Annotated in this window: 23 protein-coding genes; 16 read left to right on the forward strand and 7 right to left on the reverse strand. The window is 52.0% G+C overall.

The window, feature by feature from the left end:
- Positions 1 to 232: 232 nt before the first annotated feature.
- Complete coding sequence (locus tag E2980_RS01605) at positions 233 to 3,250, forward strand: efflux RND transporter permease subunit (RefSeq protein WP_276322220.1); 3,018 nt, start codon at positions 233 to 235, stop codon at positions 3,248 to 3,250.
- Between the two features lie 78 nt (positions 3,251 to 3,328).
- Here the strand turns inward: E2980_RS01605 and E2980_RS01610 are convergent, their stop codons facing one another.
- Positions 3,329 to 3,973, reverse strand: a complete 645-nt coding sequence (locus E2980_RS01610; protein WP_135150357.1) for a YktB family protein — start codon at positions 3,971 to 3,973, stop codon at positions 3,329 to 3,331.
- A gap of 279 nt (positions 3,974 to 4,252) precedes the next feature.
- Between E2980_RS01610 and E2980_RS01615 the strand changes: the two genes are divergently transcribed.
- The gene (locus E2980_RS01615) at positions 4,253 to 4,852 is read left to right on the forward strand and encodes a hypothetical protein (RefSeq protein ID WP_135150358.1); all 600 of its coding nucleotides are present in this window, start codon (positions 4,253 to 4,255) and stop codon (positions 4,850 to 4,852) included.
- 94 nt (positions 4,853 to 4,946) lie between these two features.
- On the opposite strand, the gene E2980_RS01620 is transcribed toward E2980_RS01615, so the two are convergent.
- Entirely contained in the window at positions 4,947 to 5,477 is a 531-nt protein-coding gene (locus tag E2980_RS01620; RefSeq protein WP_135150359.1) for a YceI family protein, read from the reverse strand.
- A 170-nt stretch (positions 5,478 to 5,647) separates the two neighbouring features.
- Between E2980_RS01620 and gndA the strand changes: the two genes are divergently transcribed.
- The gene (gndA, locus tag E2980_RS01625; protein ID WP_135150360.1) at positions 5,648 to 7,063 is read left to right on the forward strand and encodes an NADP-dependent phosphogluconate dehydrogenase; all 1,416 of its coding nucleotides are present in this window, start codon (positions 5,648 to 5,650) and stop codon (positions 7,061 to 7,063) included.
- Between the two features lies 1 nt (position 7,064).
- On the opposite strand, the gene E2980_RS01630 is transcribed toward gndA, so the two are convergent.
- Positions 7,065 to 7,346, reverse strand: a complete 282-nt coding sequence (locus tag E2980_RS01630; RefSeq protein WP_167746939.1) for a hypothetical protein — start codon at positions 7,344 to 7,346, stop codon at positions 7,065 to 7,067.
- A gap of 228 nt (positions 7,347 to 7,574) precedes the next feature.
- On the opposite strand from E2980_RS01630, the gene E2980_RS01635 reads away from it, so the two are divergent.
- Positions 7,575 to 8,111: a shikimate kinase gene (locus E2980_RS01635; protein ID WP_276322221.1), complete on the forward strand. Its 537-nt coding sequence runs from the start codon at positions 7,575 to 7,577 to the stop codon at positions 8,109 to 8,111.
- Here the strand turns inward: E2980_RS01635 and E2980_RS01640 are convergent.
- Positions 8,108 to 8,413 (reverse strand): rhodanese-like domain-containing protein, encoded by a 306-nt coding sequence (locus tag E2980_RS01640; protein ID WP_135150362.1) that lies wholly within the window; start codon positions 8,411 to 8,413, stop codon positions 8,108 to 8,110. The genes E2980_RS01635 and E2980_RS01640 overlap by 4 nt on opposite strands.
- A gap of 81 nt (positions 8,414 to 8,494) precedes the next feature.
- On the opposite strand from E2980_RS01640, the gene E2980_RS01645 reads away from it, so the two are divergent.
- From E2980_RS01645 to ptsP, 6 genes are all read left to right on the forward strand, one after another.
- Positions 8,495 to 8,875, forward strand: coding sequence for a fluoride efflux transporter FluC (locus E2980_RS01645; RefSeq protein WP_135150363.1), 381 nt, complete (start codon positions 8,495 to 8,497; stop codon positions 8,873 to 8,875).
- Complete coding sequence (locus tag E2980_RS01650) at positions 8,872 to 9,252, forward strand: fluoride efflux transporter FluC (protein WP_135150364.1); 381 nt, start codon at positions 8,872 to 8,874, stop codon at positions 9,250 to 9,252. Before E2980_RS01645 ends, E2980_RS01650 begins: the two co-directional genes overlap by 4 nt.
- Before the next feature lie 22 nt (positions 9,253 to 9,274).
- Positions 9,275 to 10,567, forward strand: a complete 1,293-nt coding sequence (aroA, locus tag E2980_RS01655) for a 3-phosphoshikimate 1-carboxyvinyltransferase (RefSeq protein ID WP_135150365.1) — start codon at positions 9,275 to 9,277, stop codon at positions 10,565 to 10,567.
- Between the two features lie 35 nt (positions 10,568 to 10,602).
- The gene (locus tag E2980_RS01660) at positions 10,603 to 11,028 is read left to right on the forward strand and encodes a CoA-binding protein (RefSeq protein WP_135150366.1); all 426 of its coding nucleotides are present in this window, start codon (positions 10,603 to 10,605) and stop codon (positions 11,026 to 11,028) included.
- A 303-nt stretch (positions 11,029 to 11,331) separates the two neighbouring features.
- Positions 11,332 to 13,179 carry a glucose PTS transporter subunit IIA gene (locus tag E2980_RS01665; protein WP_420808598.1) on the forward strand — a complete coding sequence of 616 codons (1,848 nt, stop codon included), beginning with the start codon at positions 11,332 to 11,334 and terminating at the stop codon, positions 13,177 to 13,179.
- The gene (ptsP, locus tag E2980_RS01670) at positions 13,176 to 14,930 is read left to right on the forward strand and encodes a phosphoenolpyruvate--protein phosphotransferase (RefSeq protein ID WP_135150368.1); all 1,755 of its coding nucleotides are present in this window, start codon (positions 13,176 to 13,178) and stop codon (positions 14,928 to 14,930) included. Before E2980_RS01665 ends, ptsP begins: the two co-directional genes overlap by 4 nt.
- Before the next feature lie 92 nt (positions 14,931 to 15,022).
- On the opposite strand, the gene E2980_RS01675 is transcribed toward ptsP, so the two are convergent.
- Complete coding sequence (locus tag E2980_RS01675; protein WP_135150369.1) at positions 15,023 to 15,544, reverse strand: type 1 glutamine amidotransferase domain-containing protein; 522 nt, start codon at positions 15,542 to 15,544, stop codon at positions 15,023 to 15,025.
- Between the two features lie 105 nt (positions 15,545 to 15,649).
- On the opposite strand from E2980_RS01675, the gene E2980_RS01680 reads away from it, so the two are divergent.
- The 5 genes from E2980_RS01680 to E2980_RS01700 all read left to right on the forward strand — a co-directional run bounded on the left by E2980_RS01680 (position 15,650) and on the right by E2980_RS01700 (position 18,939).
- Entirely contained in the window at positions 15,650 to 16,063 is a 414-nt protein-coding gene (locus E2980_RS01680; RefSeq protein ID WP_240702800.1) for a VanZ family protein, read from the forward strand.
- Between the two features lie 68 nt (positions 16,064 to 16,131).
- The gene (locus E2980_RS01685; RefSeq protein WP_135150371.1) at positions 16,132 to 16,542 is read left to right on the forward strand and encodes a hypothetical protein; all 411 of its coding nucleotides are present in this window, start codon (positions 16,132 to 16,134) and stop codon (positions 16,540 to 16,542) included.
- A 103-nt stretch (positions 16,543 to 16,645) separates the two neighbouring features.
- Positions 16,646 to 17,005, forward strand: a complete 360-nt coding sequence (gene ytxJ, locus E2980_RS01690) for a bacillithiol system redox-active protein YtxJ (protein ID WP_135150372.1) — start codon at positions 16,646 to 16,648, stop codon at positions 17,003 to 17,005.
- Between the two features lie 130 nt (positions 17,006 to 17,135).
- Positions 17,136 to 18,149, forward strand: coding sequence for a catabolite control protein A (gene ccpA / locus E2980_RS01695; protein WP_135150457.1), 1,014 nt, complete (start codon positions 17,136 to 17,138; stop codon positions 18,147 to 18,149).
- Positions 18,150 to 18,237: 88 nt separating this feature from the next.
- A complete protein-coding gene (locus E2980_RS01700; protein WP_135150373.1) occupies positions 18,238 to 18,939 on the forward strand; it encodes a 5'-methylthioadenosine/adenosylhomocysteine nucleosidase in 702 nt (233 codons plus the stop codon).
- 44 nt (positions 18,940 to 18,983) lie between these two features.
- Here E2980_RS01700 and E2980_RS01705 read toward each other — a convergent pair whose 3' ends face one another.
- Both E2980_RS01705 and E2980_RS01710 read right to left on the reverse strand, forming a co-directional pair.
- Positions 18,984 to 20,198, reverse strand: coding sequence for an acetoin utilization protein AcuC (locus tag E2980_RS01705; protein ID WP_135150374.1), 1,215 nt, complete (start codon positions 20,196 to 20,198; stop codon positions 18,984 to 18,986).
- A complete protein-coding gene (locus tag E2980_RS01710) occupies positions 20,199 to 20,831 on the reverse strand; it encodes a GNAT family N-acetyltransferase (RefSeq protein ID WP_135150375.1) in 633 nt (210 codons plus the stop codon). It abuts the gene before it with no gap.
- Positions 20,832 to 21,130: 299 nt separating this feature from the next.
- Here E2980_RS01710 and acsA point away from each other — a divergent pair, with 299 nt between their 5' ends.
- Positions 21,131 to 22,804, forward strand: coding sequence for an acetate--CoA ligase (gene acsA / locus E2980_RS01715; RefSeq protein WP_240702811.1), 1,674 nt, complete (start codon positions 21,131 to 21,133; stop codon positions 22,802 to 22,804).
- Positions 22,805 to 22,857 lie beyond the last annotated feature (53 nt).

The following is a 22,857-nucleotide window of genomic DNA, read 5'->3' on the forward strand; positions in this document are numbered from 1 at the left end:
ATAAGCGGAATTGGATGTAACTGTAAAGTGAGTTAACGCTCATTTTAGCGTTCAAATTCCGTTCATATCCATCGGTTAAGGTAATGTAAAGCTTGCCGATGAAGACTTAAGCCGGAAGCAGATCAGACTTTAGTCTAGGTTCAAGTCCGGTCTCCAGTCGTTTCCAGCGAAGGCGGGATATCCTTTATGCTTAGACAAAGAAAGAATCAATGGAGTGGAAGGGGAAAAACAAGTGAAAAGTATTATTAACGGAGCATTTCGCAACAAAGCAGCCATGATCATCATCGTGATTATGGTACTAGCCATGGGAATTCTAAGCTACACGAAGCTTCCGATGGAGTTTCTGCCGGAGGCGGATAATCCGCAGGTGACCGTATCCGTCATCGGACCGGGTTACGACGCTTCATCGATGGACAGAGAGGTTACGGGACCGCTGGAGAAATCCTTGTCCGCGATCAAAGGGAAAACGAACGTCTTCTCCTCGTCGGGGGACGGCTTCTCCCAGGTCAACCTGAATTTCGATGCCAATACGGACATGAAAGAAGCAAAGCTGGAGGTCGAAAAGGCGGTTAATTCCGTACAGCTTCCGGATAACGTTTCTCCTCCTTACGTGGTGCAATTCAATACCTCGATGATTCCGATCTCATTCGTGACGCTCACTTTCGACGATGGCCTGAGCGATGCTCAGAAAGAAGCGTTGGAACAGGATGTTATGGATGCGTTTCGAGCTATCGATGGCGTAGGCGAGGTTCAATTGTCGGGTAAATCCCAGCCAAAGGTTAGCATCGTTCCGGATGCGGCGAAGTTGGCTGCTAAAGGGATTCCTCTTCAAACTCTATACGGAGTCCTTCAAGGACGCGATGCTTCGGCTTCCGTAGGGGAAAGCACATTGGACGGCCAGATCGTCAACTTGAACGTATCCGCTAGTTTGCAGGATGTGGAATCCGTGAAGAAGCTTCCGGTAGCCGAAGGCGTGAAGCTCGGCGACGTCGCGGACGTGACGTTCGACGATGCCAAGGAAAGCACGTTCCGCATCGACGGCAAGGACGCATTAGAGTTCGTTATCTCCAAGGGAGCTAACTCCAATGCGGTCAAAGTCGGAGAAGGCGTAGACGAAGTTATCAAGGCGTTTAATGAAGAAAACAAATCCGTCAACATGAAAATAATGATCAGCACGTCCGAGCAAGTCGTTCATTCCGTAAATAGCATGATGAGGGAAGTTCTTCTTGGCGCGTTGTTCGCTACAATCGTTATTCTGATCTTCATGCGCAACATAAGGGCTACATTGGTAACGATCGTCTCCATTCCGTTGTCCTTGGCCATGACGCTATACCTGCTCGATATGTCGGGAATCACGCTTAACATTCTAACGCTTGGCGGCGTAGCGGTCGCGGTTGGACGGTTGGTCGATGATAGTATCGTCGTTATCGAAAATATTTTCCGCCGTCTGCAGAAAGAGAAGTTCTCGGCTGAATTGATCACCGATGCGACGAAAGAGGTTGCTAGAGCCATTACGGCATCTACGCTTACCACCATAGCTGTATTCTTGCCGATGAGTTTACTTAGAGGCGGTCTGCAAGCGTTCCTGCTCCCGTTCGCATTAACGATGACGTACTCTCTATTATCTTCTCTACTCGTCGCTTTGACGATCATCCCGCTCATGAGCGCCGGAGTGCTTAAGAATTCGCAGATTAAAGAACATCAGCCTTCCAAGCGTTTCGTAAAGCTGCTCGAATGGAACCTGCGTCACAAATGGCTGCCGATTACCGCAGCATTCTTGCTTCTGATCGGTTCCATCGCTACTTATATGTCTCTTCCTAAAGGCGCGATCGATTCTTCGAGCGCCGAGAATCTTAACGTCAGCCTGGAATACAAACCGGATACTCCTGTTTCGGAAGTCATGGAGAACGGCAGCAAACTCGAAGCCTTCTTGATGAAAAGGGAAGAAGTGGAATGGGTTACTTTAGCTAATGGCAATAGCGCCGACGCGGCTAAATATGGCTCGGTATCTTCTCCAACCCTTGTCTCTTACATGATGAAAATGAAGCCAGGCGCGGATGCCGAGAAAGTCATGGAAGCCGTTAAAGCCGAACGCGACAACTATCCCGGCGCCGAAATCAATACGGGAACGGGAACTTTCTTGACAGGCGGCAGCTCCACCCAAGTTTTCGTTGATGTTACCGGCGATAATCTGGATGCCATCAGCAAAACCGCGGATGAGGTTATTGCCAAGATCAAACCCGTAAAAGACGTTCTGAAAGTGGAAAGCAACCAGGAAGAGAAGAAAACGGTCTATACGCTGGAGGTTAACCCTACCGAGGCGAAGGCTGGAGATATCGCGATGCAGCTGCAAGGCATGCTGAATCCTGTCCCAGTGGGTGCGATTAACGTTGACGGACAATCGGTTCAAGTGCTGCTCGAACCTTCTTTAAAACCGAAATCGGAAAGCGATCTTTCCTCTCTTACCGTCATGACCGATTCCGGTCCAAAGCCGGTATCGAGCGTGGCCAAGTGGGTTAAAGCCGAGCAACCCACGACTTTCTACCATAAAGACGGCAAAAGCTATGTCCGGGTGTCGGCTTCCGTAGAACCTTCCCAATTGTCAAAGGCAGGCGCCGAAATCAAGAAAGTATTGGCCGACGTGAAGCCGCCGGAAGGCGTGAAGCTGTTCGTCGGCGGTGCTTCCGCGGATCAATCGGCCGATATGACGAGCTTGTTTATGATGATGCTCGTATCTATCGGAATCGTGTACTTGATCATGGTTATTACTTTCAAAACATTACGTGCTCCTCTAGCCATTATGACATCCATTCTCTTCGTACCGATCGGTGCCGTGTTAGGCTTAATCGTTACCGGAGTATCGCCTGACTTTACCGCGATCTTCGGGGTGGTCATGCTCATTGGAATCGTCGTAACGAACGCAATCGTACTTATAGATCGCGTGAAGCATAACGAAGATAAAATGACGATTCGCGAATCGTTGTTGGAAGCGGCGGGAACGCGCATGCGTCCGATTCTGATGACGGCCATCGCTACCGTTGGCGCTATGCTGCCTCTTGTGTTCGGCTCATCGGAAAGCGGAAGCATCGTTTCCCAAAGCCTTGCCATCGTCGTAATAGGCGGCTTGGTCGTCTCCACCTTGCTGACGTTGCTTATCGTTCCATGTATTTATGAGCTGCTTTACTTCCGCAAGTCCGCTCGCCAGCGTAAAACGGTGGCTGCAACGGTTCGCGAAGTTGCTGCGCAATAAAATCGCGACATAACGAAAAGGGGATGTTCCGCACGGTCTTTATGACCTTACGGAACATCCCCTTTTTGTAGTATGACTTTACGCAAACGCCATCCGATATAAAGGAAGCAGCGTACGGAAAGTCTCATCCACTCGATGCAAGAAGGCTTCGCCGTCCGCAAGAAGAGGATCTCCGCGCTGAATATGAATGCCGCAGGTCAATTCGGCTGCTTTCACTGATTTCAACCGCGACATCAACTCCGCCAGATCTTCGTCCGATAAGTCGCCATGCGTGAGTCCGGTCGGCACCATATGATCCTTCGACCACACGAAGTGAGCCGGCACGGATTTGCGAATGGAATCCAGCTCGTTCAACGCTCGTTCAGCGAAAACGTTCTTGTTCGGGCATTCATAGATGATGGCAAATTGCACGAACACATGCGTGGACCACAAACCAATCTGGAAATGCGGATGGGCTTTGTACCCCCGCTTGTTGTGGGCGAAAGCGACCCATGAGTCGTTCGGGGGGTTAACCGTCCTTCTCGCATGTTTGGCCACGTGGGTAAACATCTCATCATCGCACAATTCTCCGAGAGATTTTGAAACGCGTTCTCCAAGCTCGTGGAACTTCGGCCTTACTCTGGAAATTAACGCATCCATACGAGACTCGAGCCCTTCAATCTCGAATACCTCGAAGTCGCTATCGTTAAATCCGTTGAATACGTCGGTTACAGCTGCGCTCATTGATGAATTCTCCTTGCTAATGTTTGTTGTTAAAGGTTTGATGCTCGTCACGCGAGTTTAACATGTACGCAAGTTCCGCGCAATGTAAGGGTGATTAGCGAGACTTATCCCGGTTCCGTTTCTGATTTGGGTTCGTTGTGTAAAAAATAGGAGTGAAAATAGTCAAGAAACCAAGTTGCCAGAACATAAGATGGAGTATAAGATAGAAGTAAGCAACAATATTCAGATAATTCGGTCAATATCTCAAGCCATGCGATTAGTGCAGGAGGGGGGATGGCCGTGAACCGCAGTCATGAAGTGGAATATTGCAACCTGGAGCTTCGTTTTGATCGCCGTCAAATTCAGAATCTGATCCGGGAGCTGATCCAGGAAGGTTATTCGTTGTACTGGAACGAAAGCGATCACCAATTCATCGTATCCGTCAGGACCGGACGCAAGTTGCTGAAGCTGAGATTCCTAAGGGTGCTCAATCGTTACAAAATGGTAGGAGATTACCTGGTCAAGGATGAAAAGCTGGCGTTATGGATCGAGAAGCTCATAGGGGACTCCCGCGGCCACGCCGTCGTAAAAAGGTTTCAAGACCGTCAAGTGCTTAGGATAGAGAATATCATGTTCGGTGAAATTATCCGTCTCGTGGAGGTGTCCGGCATGGAACATCGGATCATATTTCAAAAAAGACCGCAGGTTACAGTGGAAGACATGGTGCAGGCGTTTAAATCGAAGAGAGCCGAGCATCGAGCGGGCGTATTGCGTCTTGAAATCGATTACGAACTAGCTGTGCTTCACGAAGCGCTCGCCAACGATTGGTCCGAGACTGTCGAAGCGAGCAAATCAAGGCTAAAGGGCATGCGCACGGAAATGCTTCTATTGGAACTGTAACGTCCAGAGTGAAACCTATAGAATAGGAAAGAGGAGCTTCCCGTGTATGGGGACGCTCCTCTTTCGCGTTATTTCGGTAGTATTAGTTGAATGATTACGCTTGTGCGAATTCCAACTCGACGTGTACTTTGATCGCGTCGCCGATCAGGATTCCGCCCGTTTCAAGAGCCGCGTTGTAAGTAAGTCCGAATTCGGAGCGGTTGATTACTCCGTCGGCAATGACGCCGAATTTGATATTGCCCCAAGGATCTTTGGCAGGACCGGCGATTTCGGTATTGAGCGTGATGGATTTGGTAACGCCGGCAATCGTAATATCGCCGGTCAGCTTATAATCTTCTCCGCCTTTGGATTCGAGAGCCGTCTTCTTGAAAACGATGCTCGGGAACTGTTCGGCATTGAAGAAATCGGGGGATTTCAAGTGTCCGTCGCGTCCTTCGTCCTTGGTATTGATGCTGTTTACGTCGATCGTGATCGTTGCTTCCAAGGAGGAGAGGTTGTCTGGATCCGCGGATACGACGGCGTCGAATTCGTTAAAGCTTCCTCGAACGTTCGTAATCATCATGTGACGCACGCTGAAGGTAATACCGCTGTGCGATTTGTCAAGAACCCAATTGTTTGCTGCCATCATTCACACATCCCTTTATATTTTATATTTACTATTAAATGATAAGTAAAGAAAAAAAGCAAGAGAAAATATGGAGGCTATTGGAAAATCAAATGAAGGTTTTCATCTTCAAGCAAAAAGAGTACAATAATCGTATTGCGAAAATTTTGTACTAAAGGATGAAGAAAATCATGTCGAATGCAAACATTGGCGTAGTCGGCTTAGCCGTCATGGGTCGTAATCTTGCTCTTAATATCGAAAGCCGCGGATATACCGTTGCGGTATATAACCGTTCGAGAGAAAAGACGGACGATTTGTTGAATACGGATGGACAAGGCAAGAAACTCGTCGCAACTTACTCGGTAGAAGAGTTCGTGAAATCCCTCGAGAAGCCTCGCAAAATTCTGATCATGGTCCAAGCGGGAACGGGAACGGATGCAACGATCGAATCGCTTATTCCGCATCTGGATCAAGGCGATATCATTATCGACGGCGGCAACGCCTATTTCCCTGACACGCAGCGCCGCAGCAACGATTTGAAGGCGCAAGGCTTCCATTTCATCGGAACCGGCGTATCCGGCGGCGAAGAAGGCGCGCTTAAAGGCCCGTCAATCATGCCGGGCGGCCCCGAAGAGGCTTACCGTCTCGTAGAGCCGATCTTGACGGGAATTTCCGCTAAAGTAAACGGGGATCCTTGCTGTACATACATTGGACCGGACGGCGCGGGACACTATGTCAAAATGGTACATAACGGTATCGAGTACGGAGATATGCAGCTCATTTGCGAAGCTTACCAATTGCTGAAGGACGTTCTCGGCGTTTCCACCGACGAGCTTCACAGCATCTTCTCCGAGTGGAACAAAGGCGAGCTGGACAGCTATCTGATCGAAATCACGACCGATATCTTCGCTCAGAAGGATCCTGAGACCGGCAAACCGATGGTCGACGTGATCCTGGATGCGGCAGGACAAAAAGGAACCGGCAAATGGACGAGCCAAAGCGCCCTCGACTTGGGCGTTCCGCTTTCCATTATCACGGAATCCGTGTTCTCCCGTTTCCTCTCCGCGATGAAGGAAGAGCGCGTAGCCGCAAGCAAGGTGCTTAAAGGACCTCGGACCAAGCCTTTCCAAGGCGACAAAGCCGCGTTCATCGAGAGCGTACGCAAAGCATTGTTCGCGAGTAAAATTTGTTCCTACGCGCAAGGCTTCGCTCAAATGCGCGCCGCATCCGAGGAATACGGATGGAATCTGCGTTATGGCGATATCGCGATGATCTTCCGCGGCGGCTGTATCATTCGCGCCCGTTTCCTGCAGAACATCAAAGACGCCTATGACCGCGAACCGCAGCTTCGCAACCTGCTGCTGGACGAGTACTTCAAAGGCGTTGTGGAAGCCTATCAAGACGCTTGGCGCGAAGTCGTATCCACGGCTATCGCTTACGGTATCCCGGTGCCTTCGTTCGCGAGCGCTATCGCTTATTACGATAGCTACCGTTCGGAACGCTTGCCGGCTAATCTGCTTCAAGCTCAACGCGATTACTTCGGAGCCCATACGTTCAAGCGCTTGGACAAAGAAGGCTCCTTCCACCACAACTGGATGAATTCTTAAGTTAGTCGCGCGGCAGAAGTTCGCTTAGCATCGAGCGGAAGCAGGCGGTTTCGTGGCTGCTTGGGCTGCGCCGATGAAGAAGCAACAAGGCCATATCCGCGAAACAGGCAAAATGGGCAAGAAGCTGTGGCCGATCGAGCCCCGACCATTCGGGAGCTCTGTCGGCCACTTTTTTCTTAATGAAGCCAAGCGCCCACAGTACATCTTCCCGGCATAACGGGTAAGAGGGGTCGAGCAGGTGGCGGAGCGGTTGCTCTTTCGGAGCGGTTCGATGATTATCCAATTGCAGCATCACCTTTATCGAACGAAGTGGTTGTACACTATCAAAGTTACGGATAAATTCGCCGTTTTATACCTTAGGATCGGTATGCTATGATACAAGTAAAACGGCTTCGACGTCCTTGGGACGTTGGTAAACGTTTGTATCGAGCGATTAGATGAGTAAAACGACATTGATATTTTTACTTTCTGATCGTGAAAAAGCGTAAAGAGACGGAATGGGGAGCTTCTTTTGAACGGAAACGACTCAAGTCGCAACATCATCATTGTCGGCTTCATGGGCACGGGCAAATCGACGGTAAGCCGTTTGTTGTCCGAGCGTCTAGGTTGGGAGAGTAAGGATACGGACGAGGAAATCGAAAGATTAGCCGGGCGTACCATCAAACAAATGTTTTCCGAGGACGGAGAGCAGGCCTTTCGCGATTGGGAGAGTCGGGTACTGGAAGATGTGCTAGTCAGAGGCAAGCAAGTAGTAGCTACCGGCGGCGGAGCCGTGTTGCGGGAGAGTAATCGGCGCGCGATGATGTCCGGGGGATGGGTTATCGCGCTTACGGCGGATAAGATGAGCTTGATCCGCCGCGTGACGAGCGCAGTCGCTGCAGGGACAAGACCGCTCTTGGAAGGTGACGCGGAAGATCGAGTCAGGGTCTTGCTAGAGACGAGGAGAAATGCCTACGACTTCGCGCACGCGATGGTGGACACGTCCAACCGATCGCCTGCGGAAGTTGCGGAGATGCTTATGCGTTGGTTACCTCAATCGCGGAATTAAGGAAGATTGGTCCAAGCAAGCATGCCGCCAACGAGATTGGTTGTCCCCTTAAATCCAAGGGACGATAAGTATTGGCAGGCTTGATCGCTGCGATAACCGCTGCGGCAGATGAAGATGACTTCTTCATCCTTAGGAATCTGATCTAGTTTATGGGGAACTTGACCTAGAGGCATATGAACGGCTCCGGGAATCATGCCTTGCGCGACTTCCTCGTCCTCGCGAACATCGATCAGATGGATTCGTTCTCCGGCATCTAGCCGCGATTTTAATTCTTCGACTGTAATGGTCGTATAGGAGCTCATAATCGGCCAACCTTTCCTGAGAATATAGGTTCATCATAAGAAACTGCGCATAGGGCTGTCAATGCAAGGGCGGAGGAAACGATGAAAATCGCAATTGGAATAGCTATTGCCGGCTTTCTTGGAGCTGTCGCTCGCTACGGGGCAGGATTTCTATTTCCGTACGATGCGGGTTCGACCGGTTTTCCATGGGCTACGCTATTCATCAACTTGTCGGGCTCCTTCTTGCTTGGTTCATTGACCGGATGGCTAATGCGCAGGAATGATCTCGCTTGGCTGGGAGAGGTGTTCGGTACGGGTTTTCTAGGCTCCTTTACGACCTTCAGCGCCTTTAACGGGCAAATGTGGCAACTATGGGAGCATCATGCTTACGCTCAAGCGATGTCTTACCTGTTGCTGAGCGCAGTAGGCGGATGGCTGCTCGCGATGGTCGGATTACGATGGGGAAGAGGTAAACCCTTATGAACACCTTATGGTCAGCCCTCTTAGTCGGATTCGGCGGGTCGATCGGAACGCTCCTCCGTTATGGAATCGGACGCTTGGCCACAGCCAATGGGAAGCCGGGCTTCTACGGAACGTTATTCGTTAACCTGACGGGATCGCTCGCCATGGGCGTGTTCATAGGACTCCAGCTTGAGCAAGAGCATTTAGAGATATACGCGATTGCTGGAATAGGAATACTGGGCGGGTTCACGACTTATTCCACGTTAAACGTGCAGAAAGCTACTATGTTCGCGAAGGGACCTAAGCGGACGCTAGTTTTCTATTTGGTCGCAACCTACGTCGGAGGATTTGTCTTCACCGCTTCCGGAGTTGGATTAGGATATTTAATACATACATAATTTTCAAGGAGCGTGTTCATTCATGGATATGATCGTCACCCCTACAGGCAAGCTTAAGGGCGAAATTCAAGCGTTATCCTCGAAAAATTATACGACCCGTTATTTGCTCGTATCCGCGTTGGCGGAAGGGACGAGCACGATTCTTTATCCGGCGCACAGCGAGGACGGAGAAGCGATGCGACGCTGCATCCGCGATTTAGGAGCAGTAGTGGAAGAGGATCCCGAGAAAATCGTCATCACCGGATTCGGCCGCCATCCGCGGGCTGCCAAGGAATTAAACGTAGGGAATGCGGGTGCGGTTCTGCGCTTTATCATGTCCGTCGCCGCCTTGCTGCCGGAAGTTCGTTTCGTGAATGCTTACCCGGAATCCCTTGGCAAACGGCCGCATGACGATCTGATCATCGCTCTAGAAAGCATGGGCGTAACCATCGAGCACCAGAACGGACGGCTGCCGATGACGATCAAGGGCGGCAATCCGCGCGGCGGCAAAATACAGGTGTCCGGCAACGTCAGCTCCCAGTTCCTAAGCTCGCTTCTGTTCCTGACTCCTCTTCTGGACGAGGACAGCGAAATCGAAGTGCTGCACGATCTGAAGTCTAAAGTCGTCATCGGCCAAACGCTTGAAGTACTCGCGCAAGCGGGCATCATCGTGGAGGCTTCCGCCGATCTGATGCATTACCGTATCCCCGGCAAGCAAAAGTACAAAGCTCAAACCTATACGGTACAGGGGGATTATCCCGGCTCGGCGGCCATTTTGGCGGCGGCATCGGTCACGGAATCCGATGTGGTCGTTCACCGTCTCATGGAGAACAGCAAGCAAGGCGAACGCGCCGTAGTCGACGTGCTTCGCGCGATGAACGTCCCGTTAACCCACGAGAACGGAATCGTCCACGTGAAAGGGAACGGACGCCTGACAGCAGGCGAGTTCGACGGAGACGAATTCACCGACGGCGTGCTGGCCATGGTCGCCGCAGCCGTATTCGCGGAAGGAACATCCCGGTTCTATAACGTGGAAAACCTGCGTTATAAAGAGTGCGACCGCATTACCGACTACTTAGCCGAGCTGCGCAAAGCGGGTGCCCGCGTCGAAGAAAAGCAAGACGAAATTATCGTCCATGGACGACCCGAGGGCGTAGAGGGAGGCGTGGAAATAGACGCTCACTTCGATCACCGGGTTATTATGGCGCTCACGATCGTAGGCTTGCGTTCCGCTCGGCCGATCCGCATCAAGGACGCGCACCATGTCGCCAAATCGTACCCGATCTATTTCGATCACCTGAAGTCGCTTGGCGCGCAAGTAGAGTGGGTAGACTAATCCGGATCCAACCAACTTAAGGGAGGCCATAAACGATGGCATACGTTCACCCGTCTCGCGATGAGATCAAACAGATTCTGCAGGATTCCCAGACGATTGCCGTAGTTGGACTATCCGACGATCCTTCGAAAACCTCGCACATGGTGTCCGAAGCAATGCAGCAAAAAGGTTATCGAATCATCCCGGTCAACCCCAACGCTTCTTCGATATTAGGCGAAACAAGCTACCCTACGCTGAAGGACGTTCCCGTCCCGATCGATATCGTTAACGTATTCCGCCGCCCCGAGCACACGCCCCCCATCGCCGCGGAAGCCGTAGAAGTCGGCGCTAAGGTGCTATGGCTGCAACTCGGCATATCCAATGAGGAAGCAGCCTCCATCGCCACGGAAGGCGGCCTGCGCGTTATCATGGACCGCTGCATCAAGGTAGAGGACTCCATCCTCCTCCCGAATGGTAAATAATCTTTTTATTAAAAAATAGGCAATGTAAAATAGCTGAATTAAAATGTAAACGAGTATATAGATAATCATAAAAAGAACAGAGATATACCTCCTGTAAGAGTTTACGTCCGCCTCTTGTAGCCCATTTCCACCTTGTAATCTCATCAGGCAATGGGCGGAGAGGAAGCGGCTGGAAGGAGGTATATCGGCGTTCTAAATCTGTGATTATCTATATCTTTCGTTTAAAATGAATTCATTATTTTCCATCGGAAAGGAGGGGGTTACTTGTACGGTATAGGCTATCTCCAGAGATTGGGACGAGCGATGATGCTGCCGATGACGGTTCTTCCCGCCGCCGCCATATTTCTCATGCTCGCGCGGCTGCCGTGGGATTCGTTCGGATGGCCGCAAGTACCCGAATTGCTGAACGCCGCGGGGATGGCTATCTTTCATTTCGTTCCTTACGTGTTCGCCATAGGCATAGCTCTGGGAATGTCCAATCAGACCGCAACGGCCGGAATGGCCGCGCTTACCGGGATGTTTATTTTCCATATCGTCACCCATACCTACGATCCTAACGGCGTTCAGCCTTCCATGTTCGCGGGCGCCGTCATCGGCATTATTTCCGCATGGGCCCATGACCGGTTCAAATCGTTTCAGTTGCCGGAATTTTTGCAGTTTCTCGGGGGATCCCGGTTCGTTCCGCTGTTCATGAGCGTTGTCTCGCTCGCGTTCGCCTGGACCATGATCGGACTAGGCGAGGGCTTGAGGAGTTGGGCAGCCTCGGCTGGCACCCTTGTCTATTCCGCGGGCGGCTTTGGCATTTTCCTATACGGATTTTTGCATCGAATTCTCGTAGCTTTCGGGCTTCATCATCTGCTAAACCATTTATTCTGGTTCCAGGTAGGGGAGTATGAGGGAGCGAACGGGGCTGTTTACTTCGGAGACCTTCCCCGATTTTTCGCAGGGGACCCTACGGCAGGCATTTTTATGGCAGGGCTATATCCGACGATGATGTTCGCGCTTCCGGCTATCGCATTCGCGATCATTCACGAAGCCCGCGAAGATCTGAAGCCGAAGACTAGGAAACAATTTCGGGCAGCCGCGCTGGGCTCCTTCCTGACGGGGATTACCGAGCCGGTTGAATTTGCTTTCTTGTTCGTTGCCCCATATTTATTCCTTGTCCATGCACTAATCTCCGGTGGAATCATGTGGTTCGTTTACGAGCTCGATATTCACCATGGATTTACTTTCTCGGCCGGAGTTCTGGAATTCCTGGTCAATATGCCGCTAGCCCAGAGAGGCTGGCTTTTGCTTCCGATCGGCCTTGCCGTAGGAATCGTCTACTATGTCATGTTCCGTTGGAGCATCCGTCGCTTCCAGCTAGCAACGCCCGGACGCGAAGACGCTACGAGGTTAGACGATTGGGCGGGTGACATTCCTTATCGCGCGCCTTTGATCTTGCAGGCGCTTGGCGGCAAAGAAAATATGATCAGGCTCGAGGCATGCATTACCCGCCTTCGGTTGACATTGGAGGACGATCGGAAAGTAGACGTCCAATCTCTGCGGCATCTTGGAGCGGCTGGAGTCATCAGGCTGGGCGGCGGGCATGTGCAGGTCGTGTTCGGTACCTTCTCCGAATTGATACGGGAAGAAATATACAAGCACATGCAAGCGGACATCCAACAGGTTCAATTCCATTCTCCCGTCCAAGGCAGGATGATTCCCCTGGAGGAGGTCGATGATCCGATTTTTGCTCAGCGATTGGTTGGTAGAGGCGTCGCTTTCATACCCGACAAAGGGGAGCTGGTCGCTCCCGTGCAAGGTAAGATCATACATATACATCCTTCGCTGCACGCGATCGGATTGCTGACGAAAGACGGTTTGGAGGTCCTGCTCCATGTCGGCATCAACACCTCGCACTTAGAAGGCAAAGGCTTTACGAGCTTAGTCAAGATAGGCGACGAAGTGTCGCCCGGCCAGCCGCTTCTGAAATTCCATATTCCTACCTTGAAGCAGCATGCGAAGTCGTTAGCCACGCCGATGGTCATTACCAACAGCGATATCGTGAAATCTTGGCGATTCGCTCCGTATAAGGCCGTCAAGAAGGGGCAAGCCGCGGTCATGTCGGTCGTCGTGAACGATAGAGAGAACAAGGGGGCGGAGAAATGATAAAAGCACTGGGGGCCTCGCAAGGCATTGCAATAGGCAAAGCGTTCGTACTTCCGCACTGGGAATGGGAACTGCCGGATCAGAAGATCGACGTGGCGGATTTGGCTAAGGAGTTCGATCGTCTCTACGAGGGAATTCGTCGCTCCAAAACGGAGATCAATCAGATGAAGACGGAGCTGGACGAAGCCGTCGGCTCCGAGGAAGCGAGCATATTCGACGCTCACTTGGCCATTCTGGAAGATCCGGTGTTCATGAACGAAATCCAAGGAATCATTCAAAGGCAATATAAGGTCGCCGAGGTAGCGGTCAAGGAAGCGATCGATCACTTCGTCACGATGTTCGACCTCTTGGACGACGAATACATGAAGGAACGCGCTCTTGACATTAAAGACGTAGGAAACCGGCTGCTTAAGCATTTGCTCGGAGCGCCCGATATTGCGCTGCCGGAGGATACCCAGCCCTTTGTGCTGGTCGTTAGAGAGCTATCTCCTTCGCAGCTCGTTCATTTGAAGCCGGAGCTCGTGCTCGGAATAGTCACGATGGTCGGAAGTCCGACGTCGCACTCCGCCATTATGGCGAGGGCGTTCGGTATCCCGATGGTCATGGGCGTCGAAGGAAAGCTGGAACAGACGATCGGAACGGGGGATCTTCTGATTGTCGATGGCGGAACCGGAATGCTCCAAGTGGATCCGACTTCCGAGATGGTGTCCCGCTACACGGAGATGCGGAAGCGTCAGATCGCGCTTCGAGAACAGTTGCTAACGATCGTAGAGGTGCCATCCGTCACGCAAGACGGCGTGTCGCTTACGCTGGCGGCCAATATCAGCTCATTGAAGGAGCTTGAAGCTGCGTTAAGCAACGGAGCGGAGGGCGTAGGTCTGTTCCGGACGGAATTTCTCTATATGGATAGGAACCGTTTTCCTTCCGAGGAGGAGCAATTCGAGGTATATAGGTCCGTTGCCCAGAAGCTGAACGGGGAATCCCTGATCATCCGAACTCTGGATATCGGCGGTGATAAGCAACTGGATTATTACGAGTTGCCGGAAGAAGAGAACCCGTTCCTGGGGTTTCGGGCTATCCGATTCAGTCTAGAGCGCAAGGACCTGTTCAAGACGCAGCTGCGCGCCATTCTGCGCGCGTCCTATTACGGCGACGTTCAGATCATGTATCCCCTCATTACTTCCGTTGACGAGATCAGGGAAGCGAATGAAGTGTTAGCCGAGGCTAAGCGAGAATTAACGGAAGAAGGAATAGCGCACCGGTCCGACATCAAGGCGGGCATTATGGTCGAAGTGCCTGCAGCGGTCGCCATCGCCGATCTATTGGCGGAAGAAGTATCCTTCTTCAGCATCGGAACGAATGACCTGATCCAATTTACGTTGGCGGTTGATCGGATGAACGAGCAAATCAGCCATATGTATGAGCCGTATCACCCTGCAATCCTGCGAATGATCCGCACCGTTACGAACGCGGCTAAAGCGCAAGGAATTCCGGTGAGTATTTGCGGGGAAATCGCCGGCGACGTGAATGCGCTCCCGATCTGGCTCGGGCTTGGCATCGAGGAGCTAAGCTTGTCGGCGCAAGCGATATTGCCCGTGAAGGAGAGCATGCTGAGAACAAGAGCATCGGATAGCCGCAAGCTGCTTGAGGAAATGTTCCGTTGCAAGACTGCAGGCGAAGTAAGGGCGCTTGCTAACCAGTTCCACGCGGAGGCCGCGCTGGCGCCGGGAAACGTTCAGCGCTTGATGTAACGGTTGACGTATAAGCAAAGTGCCTCCATGCCGTTCGTCCGGGAATCCCGGACGGACGGCATGGAGGCGCGATTCAATGATATGATTTATGCTTAACGGCCGAACAACAAATCGCAGAATGCCTTCGCGTAAGGCGGGAGATCGGGCGGTCTACGCGCGGAAACGATGTTCCCGTCGATTACGACCGCTTCGTCGATCCATGTAGACCCGGCGTTCTCCATGTCATCCCGAATTCCCGGAGTTGAGGTGACGGTTCTGCCCTCGAGTATTTTGGCCGAGATGAGAACCCAACCCGCGTGGCAGATTTGTCCGATCGGCTTGCCCGCGTCGTTCATGCGGCGAACGAAGTCCAGCACTCGGACATCCCTGCGGATTTTGTCCGGCGCCCAGCCTCCCGGCACGAGTAATCCATCGAACTTATCCGCGTCCAGTTCGTCGTATGAAATATCCGCGACGGCAGGCACGCCGTACTTGCCGATGTGTTTCCGTCCTTGTTCGGGGCCGGCGTAGAGAACCTCCGCGCCTTCTTCCCGAAGACGGTAAACCGGGTACCAAAGCTCCAAATCCTCAAACTCGTCGTCCAGCAAGCATACGACTCTTTTGAAAGCTGTCATTTTACGAAGTCCTCCAATCCAATGCTTAGTATGACTCAGAACTCTATTGTACCAAACCATGAGATTTCCTTCACGTTGGAAGGAATAGAGAGAGGGGGGGTTCCATTGTCGCAAAGATGGAGGTATGTACCCGCATTGCTTTGCATGGCAGCCATCTTCATCTCCTCCTCGCGCAGCGGAGACCAATTGGACAGCGTGCTGCCTTGGGTGCAGAAGTGGTTGCCCGGGTTAACGGATTTCAATCCGATGCATTACGTGGCTTACTTCATTCTGGGCCTAACAGTCGCGTACGCGTTAGGAAAACGGGCCGCTGCATGGAGCGGAGTCTTGATTAACGTCTTGGTCTGTTTGCTTTACGGACTGACGGACGAATGGCATCAGGCTTACGTTCCGATGAGGTCGCCAGATCCGCGGGACTTGCTGCACGATGGGATGGGCGCTGTTGCCGCGGGATTGCTCGTCATGCTCCTTTATACCCTATTTAATAGACGCAGTTCCAGATATTACACCGGCAAATAAGCAGGATTAATAAGGCTTCGGAACGAATATATTTCGGGTAAGCTCTTTTTCATAAGGAGAGATTCCCGTTGCTTAAATCCTGTTCTTGCGGAGGAGAGATGAATCTCATGCTCCGCACCGTCATTTTTGCCAAAAAAGTCAATATTAGCAATGTCCCGGTGTTCAATTGTTCCCAATGCGGACGCAATGACGTGTTTCCTGGCGTGAAGGAAGATGTCGGACGCTTGGTCGGCGAATTGGGTACCCGCCCGGTACCGCACAACATACCCTTCGATCAAGTACATGAATGGGCTGGAGTCCTTTCTCAGGCCTTGCACGTATCGGATTCGCTGCAAGCTACAGTAATCGCCAAAGCCGCCGAGGATCGAATCAATCAATTGCTGGATCTCTGGTTGATCGCCTCTTCCCTGGACGATGAGGGGTGGAAGGCCGAGCTGCAAAGCCGGCTATCCCAGCTTAGCGCCCAATACATATTATAGCGAAAGGGACGGGGGGGGGGGGGGGAGATTTCCCCCCGTTTCTTTGCGATGGAAACCATTTTCTGCTACGATTAGCACATGGAAACTGAAGGAGGCTATCAATATGGCAAACATTCAACAGCTTACAACGATAGAGCAGTGGGATCAAGCAATGAAAAGCAGCTCAGAGAAACCCTTGCTCCTATTTAAGCATAGCACTAGCTGCTCGGTTAGCGCGGGAGCGCATGAAGAGCTGATGCATTTCATTGAGGATGACAAAGCTAACCCGGTCGATTATGCAATCGTGCACGTCATCGAGGCTCGTCCGGTCAGCAATGCGATCGCCGAGCAATTAGGGGTAAAACATGCTTCTCCGCAAGCGATTTTGGTGAAGGACGGACAATCCGTTTGGGACACTTCCCATTGGCACATTACGTACTCCTTTTTGTCGGAAAAGCTTGCACCTTCTGCGAACAACTCCTAATCTCGACTTCATGCGTTGAATATCCCTCATGTCAGATTGCTAAACATGCGGTTTTGTCGTATGATTACCTTAATAATCCATGACTGGACAAGACTTTGAACTCCAGTCACGAACATTGGAGCGAATCATTGTGACGGTAACCATTTACGACGTGGCACGCGAAGCCGGAGTATCGATGGCAACTGTATCTCGCGTAGTCAATAACAATCCGAATGTCAAACCACAGACTCGCAAGAAGGTATATGAAGCTATCGAGCGTCTCGGCTATCGGCCGAACGCGGTGGCACGCGGTCTGGCCAGCAAGAAAACGACAACGGTCGGCGTTGTCATCCCCGATATCGCGAATGCCATATTCGCCGAGGTAGCTCGGGGGATCGAAGATATTGCAAATATGTATCATTACAATATTATTCTTTGTAATGCCGACAAACGCAAAGATAAAGAAATCCGAGTTATTAACACCCTTCTTGAGAAGCAAGTCGATGGCTTGTTATTCATGGGGGGCGCCGTGACGGACGAGCATATCCAAGCGTTCAAAACTTCCAACGTGCCGATCGTGCTTTGCGCGACGACCGACGAGAAGGGCAATATTCCTTCCGTGGATATCGATCATGAGGGAGCGGCATTCGATGCGGTTAACCGGCTGATCGCGGAAGGCCATCAGGCAATCGCGATGATTAGCGGAACGCTTCAGGATCCCGCGAATGGCTATGCCCGTTACCAAGGCTATAAGCGTGCGCTCTCTCAAGCCGGTTTGCCTTACCGGGAGGAGTTCGTTCGAGTCGGTAATTATAAATACGAGTCGGGCATCGACGCCATGCAGTACTTCCTTGATCTCCCCGAACGTCCGACCGCGGTATTCTCGGCAACGGACGAGATGGCGATCGGTGCGATACACTGCATTCAGGATGCCGGCTTAAACGTCCCTGAAGACGTCTCCGTCATCAGCGTGGACAACAGTCGAATTTCTTCGATGGTTCGTCCGCTTCTTACGACGGTCGCTCAGCCGATGTACGATATTGGCGCCGTCTCTATGAGACTGCTTACGAAGCTGATGAAGAAGGAAAACGTGGAGACCGCCAAGGTCACCCTGCCGCACGAGTTAATCGTACGACGTTCGGTTACCGGACCTAAGGGTAACTAAATCGATGTGAATAGTACAAGCCCTGCCTCGGCGTTATGCGACCGACGCGGGGCCTCTTTATGAGCAAGAGACGGAAAGGAAGATCGGAATGACATATGGAACAATAGGGATCATTGGCGCTATGCAGGAGGAGATCGAGCTGTTGCTAGCTCAGCTGGATGATCGGTTTACGGAGCAGCACGCGGGCATCGTCTATCATCGCGGTACCTTTCAAGGACGAAAAGTCGTGCTGACGCGTTCGGGAGTAGGCAAGGTGAATTCTGCGGTTTGCACGCAGATTTTAATCGATCGTTACGGTGCTGACGCCATCATCTTCACCGGAGTAGCGGGAGCGGTCGACCCGCGGCTGAATATCGGGGACATCGTCATTTCCACGAGTAGTTTGCAGCATGACGTAGACGTTACGGCGCTAGGTTTCCCGCGTGGAACTATTCCTTATCAGGAAGTGTCGGAGTATGCTGCAGATCCGAGCTTAATTGCGCTAGCCGAAGAAGCCGGCAAGAAGGTTTATCCGGAGCGTTGCTTCACCGGCAAGGTATTGTCTGGAGATCAATTCATCGCGGATCGTACGGTAGTTAAGGGGTTATACGAGGAGCTTGGAGGCGCCTGCACGGAAATGGAAGGAGCTTCTGTTGCCCAAGCATGTTTCATGAACGGGGTTCCGCACGTCATTATCCGCTCCATGTCGGACAAAGCGGACGGTTCGGCTCACGTGAACTTCGCGGAATTTACAATCGAAGCCGCTAATCGGTCTTTTGCGATCGTGAAGGAAATGATTAGCCAAGTTTGAAGTTAGAAGAAAAAGCCGTCAGCGATCGACCGGCTGACGGCTTTTTATCCGACATGCTGGAGCGAGAGCTCCAGCATCGTTTGGTTCTTGGCGGTTATTTCGGCTCTCCTGGGCATCGGCGTCCAGGAAGCTACGTCGTCCAGCCATGTTGTCGGGAGAGGATCGTCGGATTTGCGGCTTGCGGTTATGGTCGGCCATTGTTCGGGCAGATGACCGCCGTTAGGTTCGGAATCGATTCGAGCGAGGAGCGGATGGTCGTTCATTTCCAGCCACAGCAGGCTCCAGGCTCTGGGTACGACTCTCCAATGATCGTATCCGCCTCCGCCTAGCGCCATCCATTTGCCTTGAGTGTAACGCTCTGCAAGCTGATGGATGATCCTAGGCATTTCGCGATAGATCTTCATGCTGCAATGAATATGAGCCAGCGGATCGAAAGCATGGGCATCGCAGCCGTGTTGGCTAACGATGATATCCGGACGAAAGACGCGTGCCGCATGCTCGACGGCCTGCCGGAAACAATCGAGCCAAGACTCGTCTTCCGTATAAGGCTCCATTGATACGTTAAGGCATGCGCCGTAACCGGTCGAATCTCCTCGTTCGTGCGGAAATCCGCTGCCCGGAAACAGAAATTTGCCGGTCTCGTGAATCGACAGCGTGAACACGTCAGGATCCGTATAATAAAACCACTGAACGCCGTCCCCGTGATGAACGTCCGTATCAATATATAACACGCGTGCATGATACTTCTCGCGAATGTAAGATATTGCCGCAGCAGCGTCATTATACACGCAGAAGCCGGAGGCGCGATCGGGAAAAGCGTGATGCAGTCCGCCAGCCAGATGAAGCGCATGCTCCGCGCGACCCGACATGACCTCTTCCGCCGCTGCTAAGGAACCGGCTGTTACCGCTACGGACGCTTCGTGCATGCCTGCGAAGTAAGGGGTATCTCCACTGCCTTCAAGGCCGCACTGCGCGGCTTGCTTAATCGCATCCAAGCTTGGATTGCCGGTGCTTAACGCGGCGACGTTAGCCACATAATCGGATCGATGGATATCGCGTATCACCTGTTCCGCATGTTCAAGGGAGAATGGACGTACCATTTGGAGTCCATCCAACGCGCCGCATTCGCGCAGAAGGTTTTCCGTCAGTTCCAGTCGAACGGGGTGGAACGGATGATCGTCTGAAAAACGGTAACGCCCGGATGCGGAATTGTTGATCCATTTCGTTCTGGATGCCAGTGGAGGTCGCCTGCCTTTCATCTAGTACATGAAACGTTGCCTGAATCGCACGCGATCGAATTGTTCCACGGAGTTTATAGGAACGTCTTTGCCGATCCTCACCATAAGGCAATTGGCGGGATGCGCGCAAATTTCCGGATCGTCCGTCGCAAACCAAACCATGCCGACCGACTTCATCAATTTTTCCATCATCTCGCGGTATTCCCATACGGTTAGGCCGCTGGATTCCAAATCCCAGTGCCAATAATATTCGGTCGTGAACACGATCATATTGTCCAATTGGCCGTTCTCGAACGCCGTGGTAATCAGAGCCTTGCCGACGCCTAAGTTACGGCAATCATCCGCTACCTCGATCGCTCCTAGCTCGACCAAGTCCTTCATGCCGCCCTCTGACCACCGCTCCATCTCATCCGGATAGTGGAAGGTTACATAGCCGACGACGATGTCTTCTTCGCGGGCGATAATAATTCTTCCCTCGGGCAGCTCGGCAATTTCTATGAGAGCGAGATGCTGCTCTTTAGGCCTGCGAAAGGCATCTAATTTCGGGTGGAGCGAAAGGCCTCTTAATGTTTCGGGAGAAACGGGACCCTCGACGATTAACGACCGGCCATTTCGATGAATGGGATACTGAACATAAGATTTGATATGATCCATGCCGTTCCCCTTTCATCCGTTCTATAACTTTGATGTCCTATTATAGCACCTAAGGGAGCCGGGGAGGAACCGTCTACTGGATCATGCAGGTAAAATTGTCCCTTAAATGGCGGAAAATGTCCTTTATCCTGTGCCTAGTCCGCGTGCGCTATGATATAATGGCAATGGCAGAGGAGATTATTTTAACCAGGAATTGAAAGCGCATTCTTCTCGGATGCCCGCATTTCTTCATGGGAAGGTGATGTATCGTGACATTTCAATCGGATGAAAAACTCGCCGTTACGGCGACGGTGTCGAACATGGAATCGTACGAAGAAGCGGTAAAAAGCTTTAACTGGGCTGATGTCGAGAAACAATTTTCTTGGGTATCGACCGGCAAGGTGAACATGGCTTATGAAGCGATCGATCGCCATGTAGACAATGGACGCGGCGATAAAATAGCCCTCCACTACAGCGATAACCAGCGCGAGCAAAGCTATACCTTCGCGGAAATGTCGAGGCAATCCAACAGGTTCGCGAACGTGCTTGGCGGATTAGGCGTAGAGAAGGGCGACCGCGTATTTATTTTTATGCCGCGGACACCTGAGCTGTATTTCAGCTTGTTCGGCGCGCTGAAGGTCGGAGCGGTTGTCGGACCGTTATTCGAGGCATTCATGGAAACAGCCGTAAGGGATCGATTGCAGGATAGCGGCGCGGTTGCGATCGTGACGACGCCTGCATTACTGTCACGCATACCTCGGTCGGAATTGCCGGATTTGAAGCATATCATCGTATTCGGTGATTCGGTAGAAGAAGCGGATGGAATCGTGGCTTATCGTTCCGCGATGGAGTCGGCCTCCGATAAAGCGGAAATAACCTTCCTAGACCGGGAAGATGGACTCATTCTTCATTACACCTCAGGTTCTACGGGTAAGCCTAAAGGAGTCTTCCATGTCCAGAACGCGATGCTCCAGCATTATCATACCGGTCGCATCGTCTTGGATCTTCGCGAGGACGATGTGTATTGGTGCACGGCCGATCCGGGCTGGGTAACCGGAACCTCGTACGGCATATTCGCGCCTTGGTTAAACGGGGTAACCAACGTCGTTCGCGGAGGCAGGTTCAGTCCTCAAGATTGGTATTCAACGATTCAAAAATATAAAGTAACCGTATGGTACAGCGCGCCAACGGCATTCCGCATGCTGATGGGAGCGGGAGACGACGTTGTTAAGAACTTCGACTTGTCCAGCTTGCGCCATGTGCTAAGCGTTGGCGAGCCCCTGAATCCCGAAGTCGTCCGTTGGGGCAATAAGACGTACGGCCAGCGCATTCACGACACTTGGTGGATGACGGAAACAGGGGGGCAGCTCATCTGCAACTACCCGAGCATGGAAATTAAGCCAGGATCGATGGGTCGTCCGATTCCCGGAGTCCAGGCGGCGATCATCGACGATCAGGGCAACGTGCTTCCGCCGTTCCGGATGGGCAATCTCGCGATCCAAACCCCTTGGCCGTCCATGATGCGCAAAGTGTGGAACAATCCGACGAAGTACGCGGAATATTTCCACATCCCCGGGTGGTACGTATCGGGAGATTCCGCTTACCAGGATGAAGAAGGCTATTTCTGGTTCCAGGGACGGATAGATGACGTCATCAACACTTCCGGAGAGCGCGTCGGACCGTTCGAGGTCGAGAGCAAGCTAGTCGAGCATCCGGCCGTTGCCGAAGCAGGAGTAATCGGCAAGCCGGACCCGTTGCGCGGGGAAATCATCAAGGCGTTTATCTCGCTCCGTGAAGGCTTCACGCCGACGGATGAGCTTAAAGCGGACATTTCCAAGTTCGTGAAAGAAGGTCTTTCCGCCCATGCGTCTCCGCGGGAGATCGAGTTCAAAGACAAGCTTCCGAAAACCCGAAGCGGAAAAATCATGCGCAGGGTATTGAAAGCATGGGAGTTGAACTTGCCGACGGGAGATTTGTCTACGATCGAGGATTAGGAAGTTGCTTTGACATAAATAAACGAAAAGCCCCCGACTTCGTCCATAACGAC

This window comes from Cohnella luojiensis (assembly GCF_004564235.1).
In the GTDB taxonomy this organism is placed as follows: Bacteria; Bacillota; Bacilli; order Paenibacillales; family Paenibacillaceae; genus Cohnella; species Cohnella luojiensis.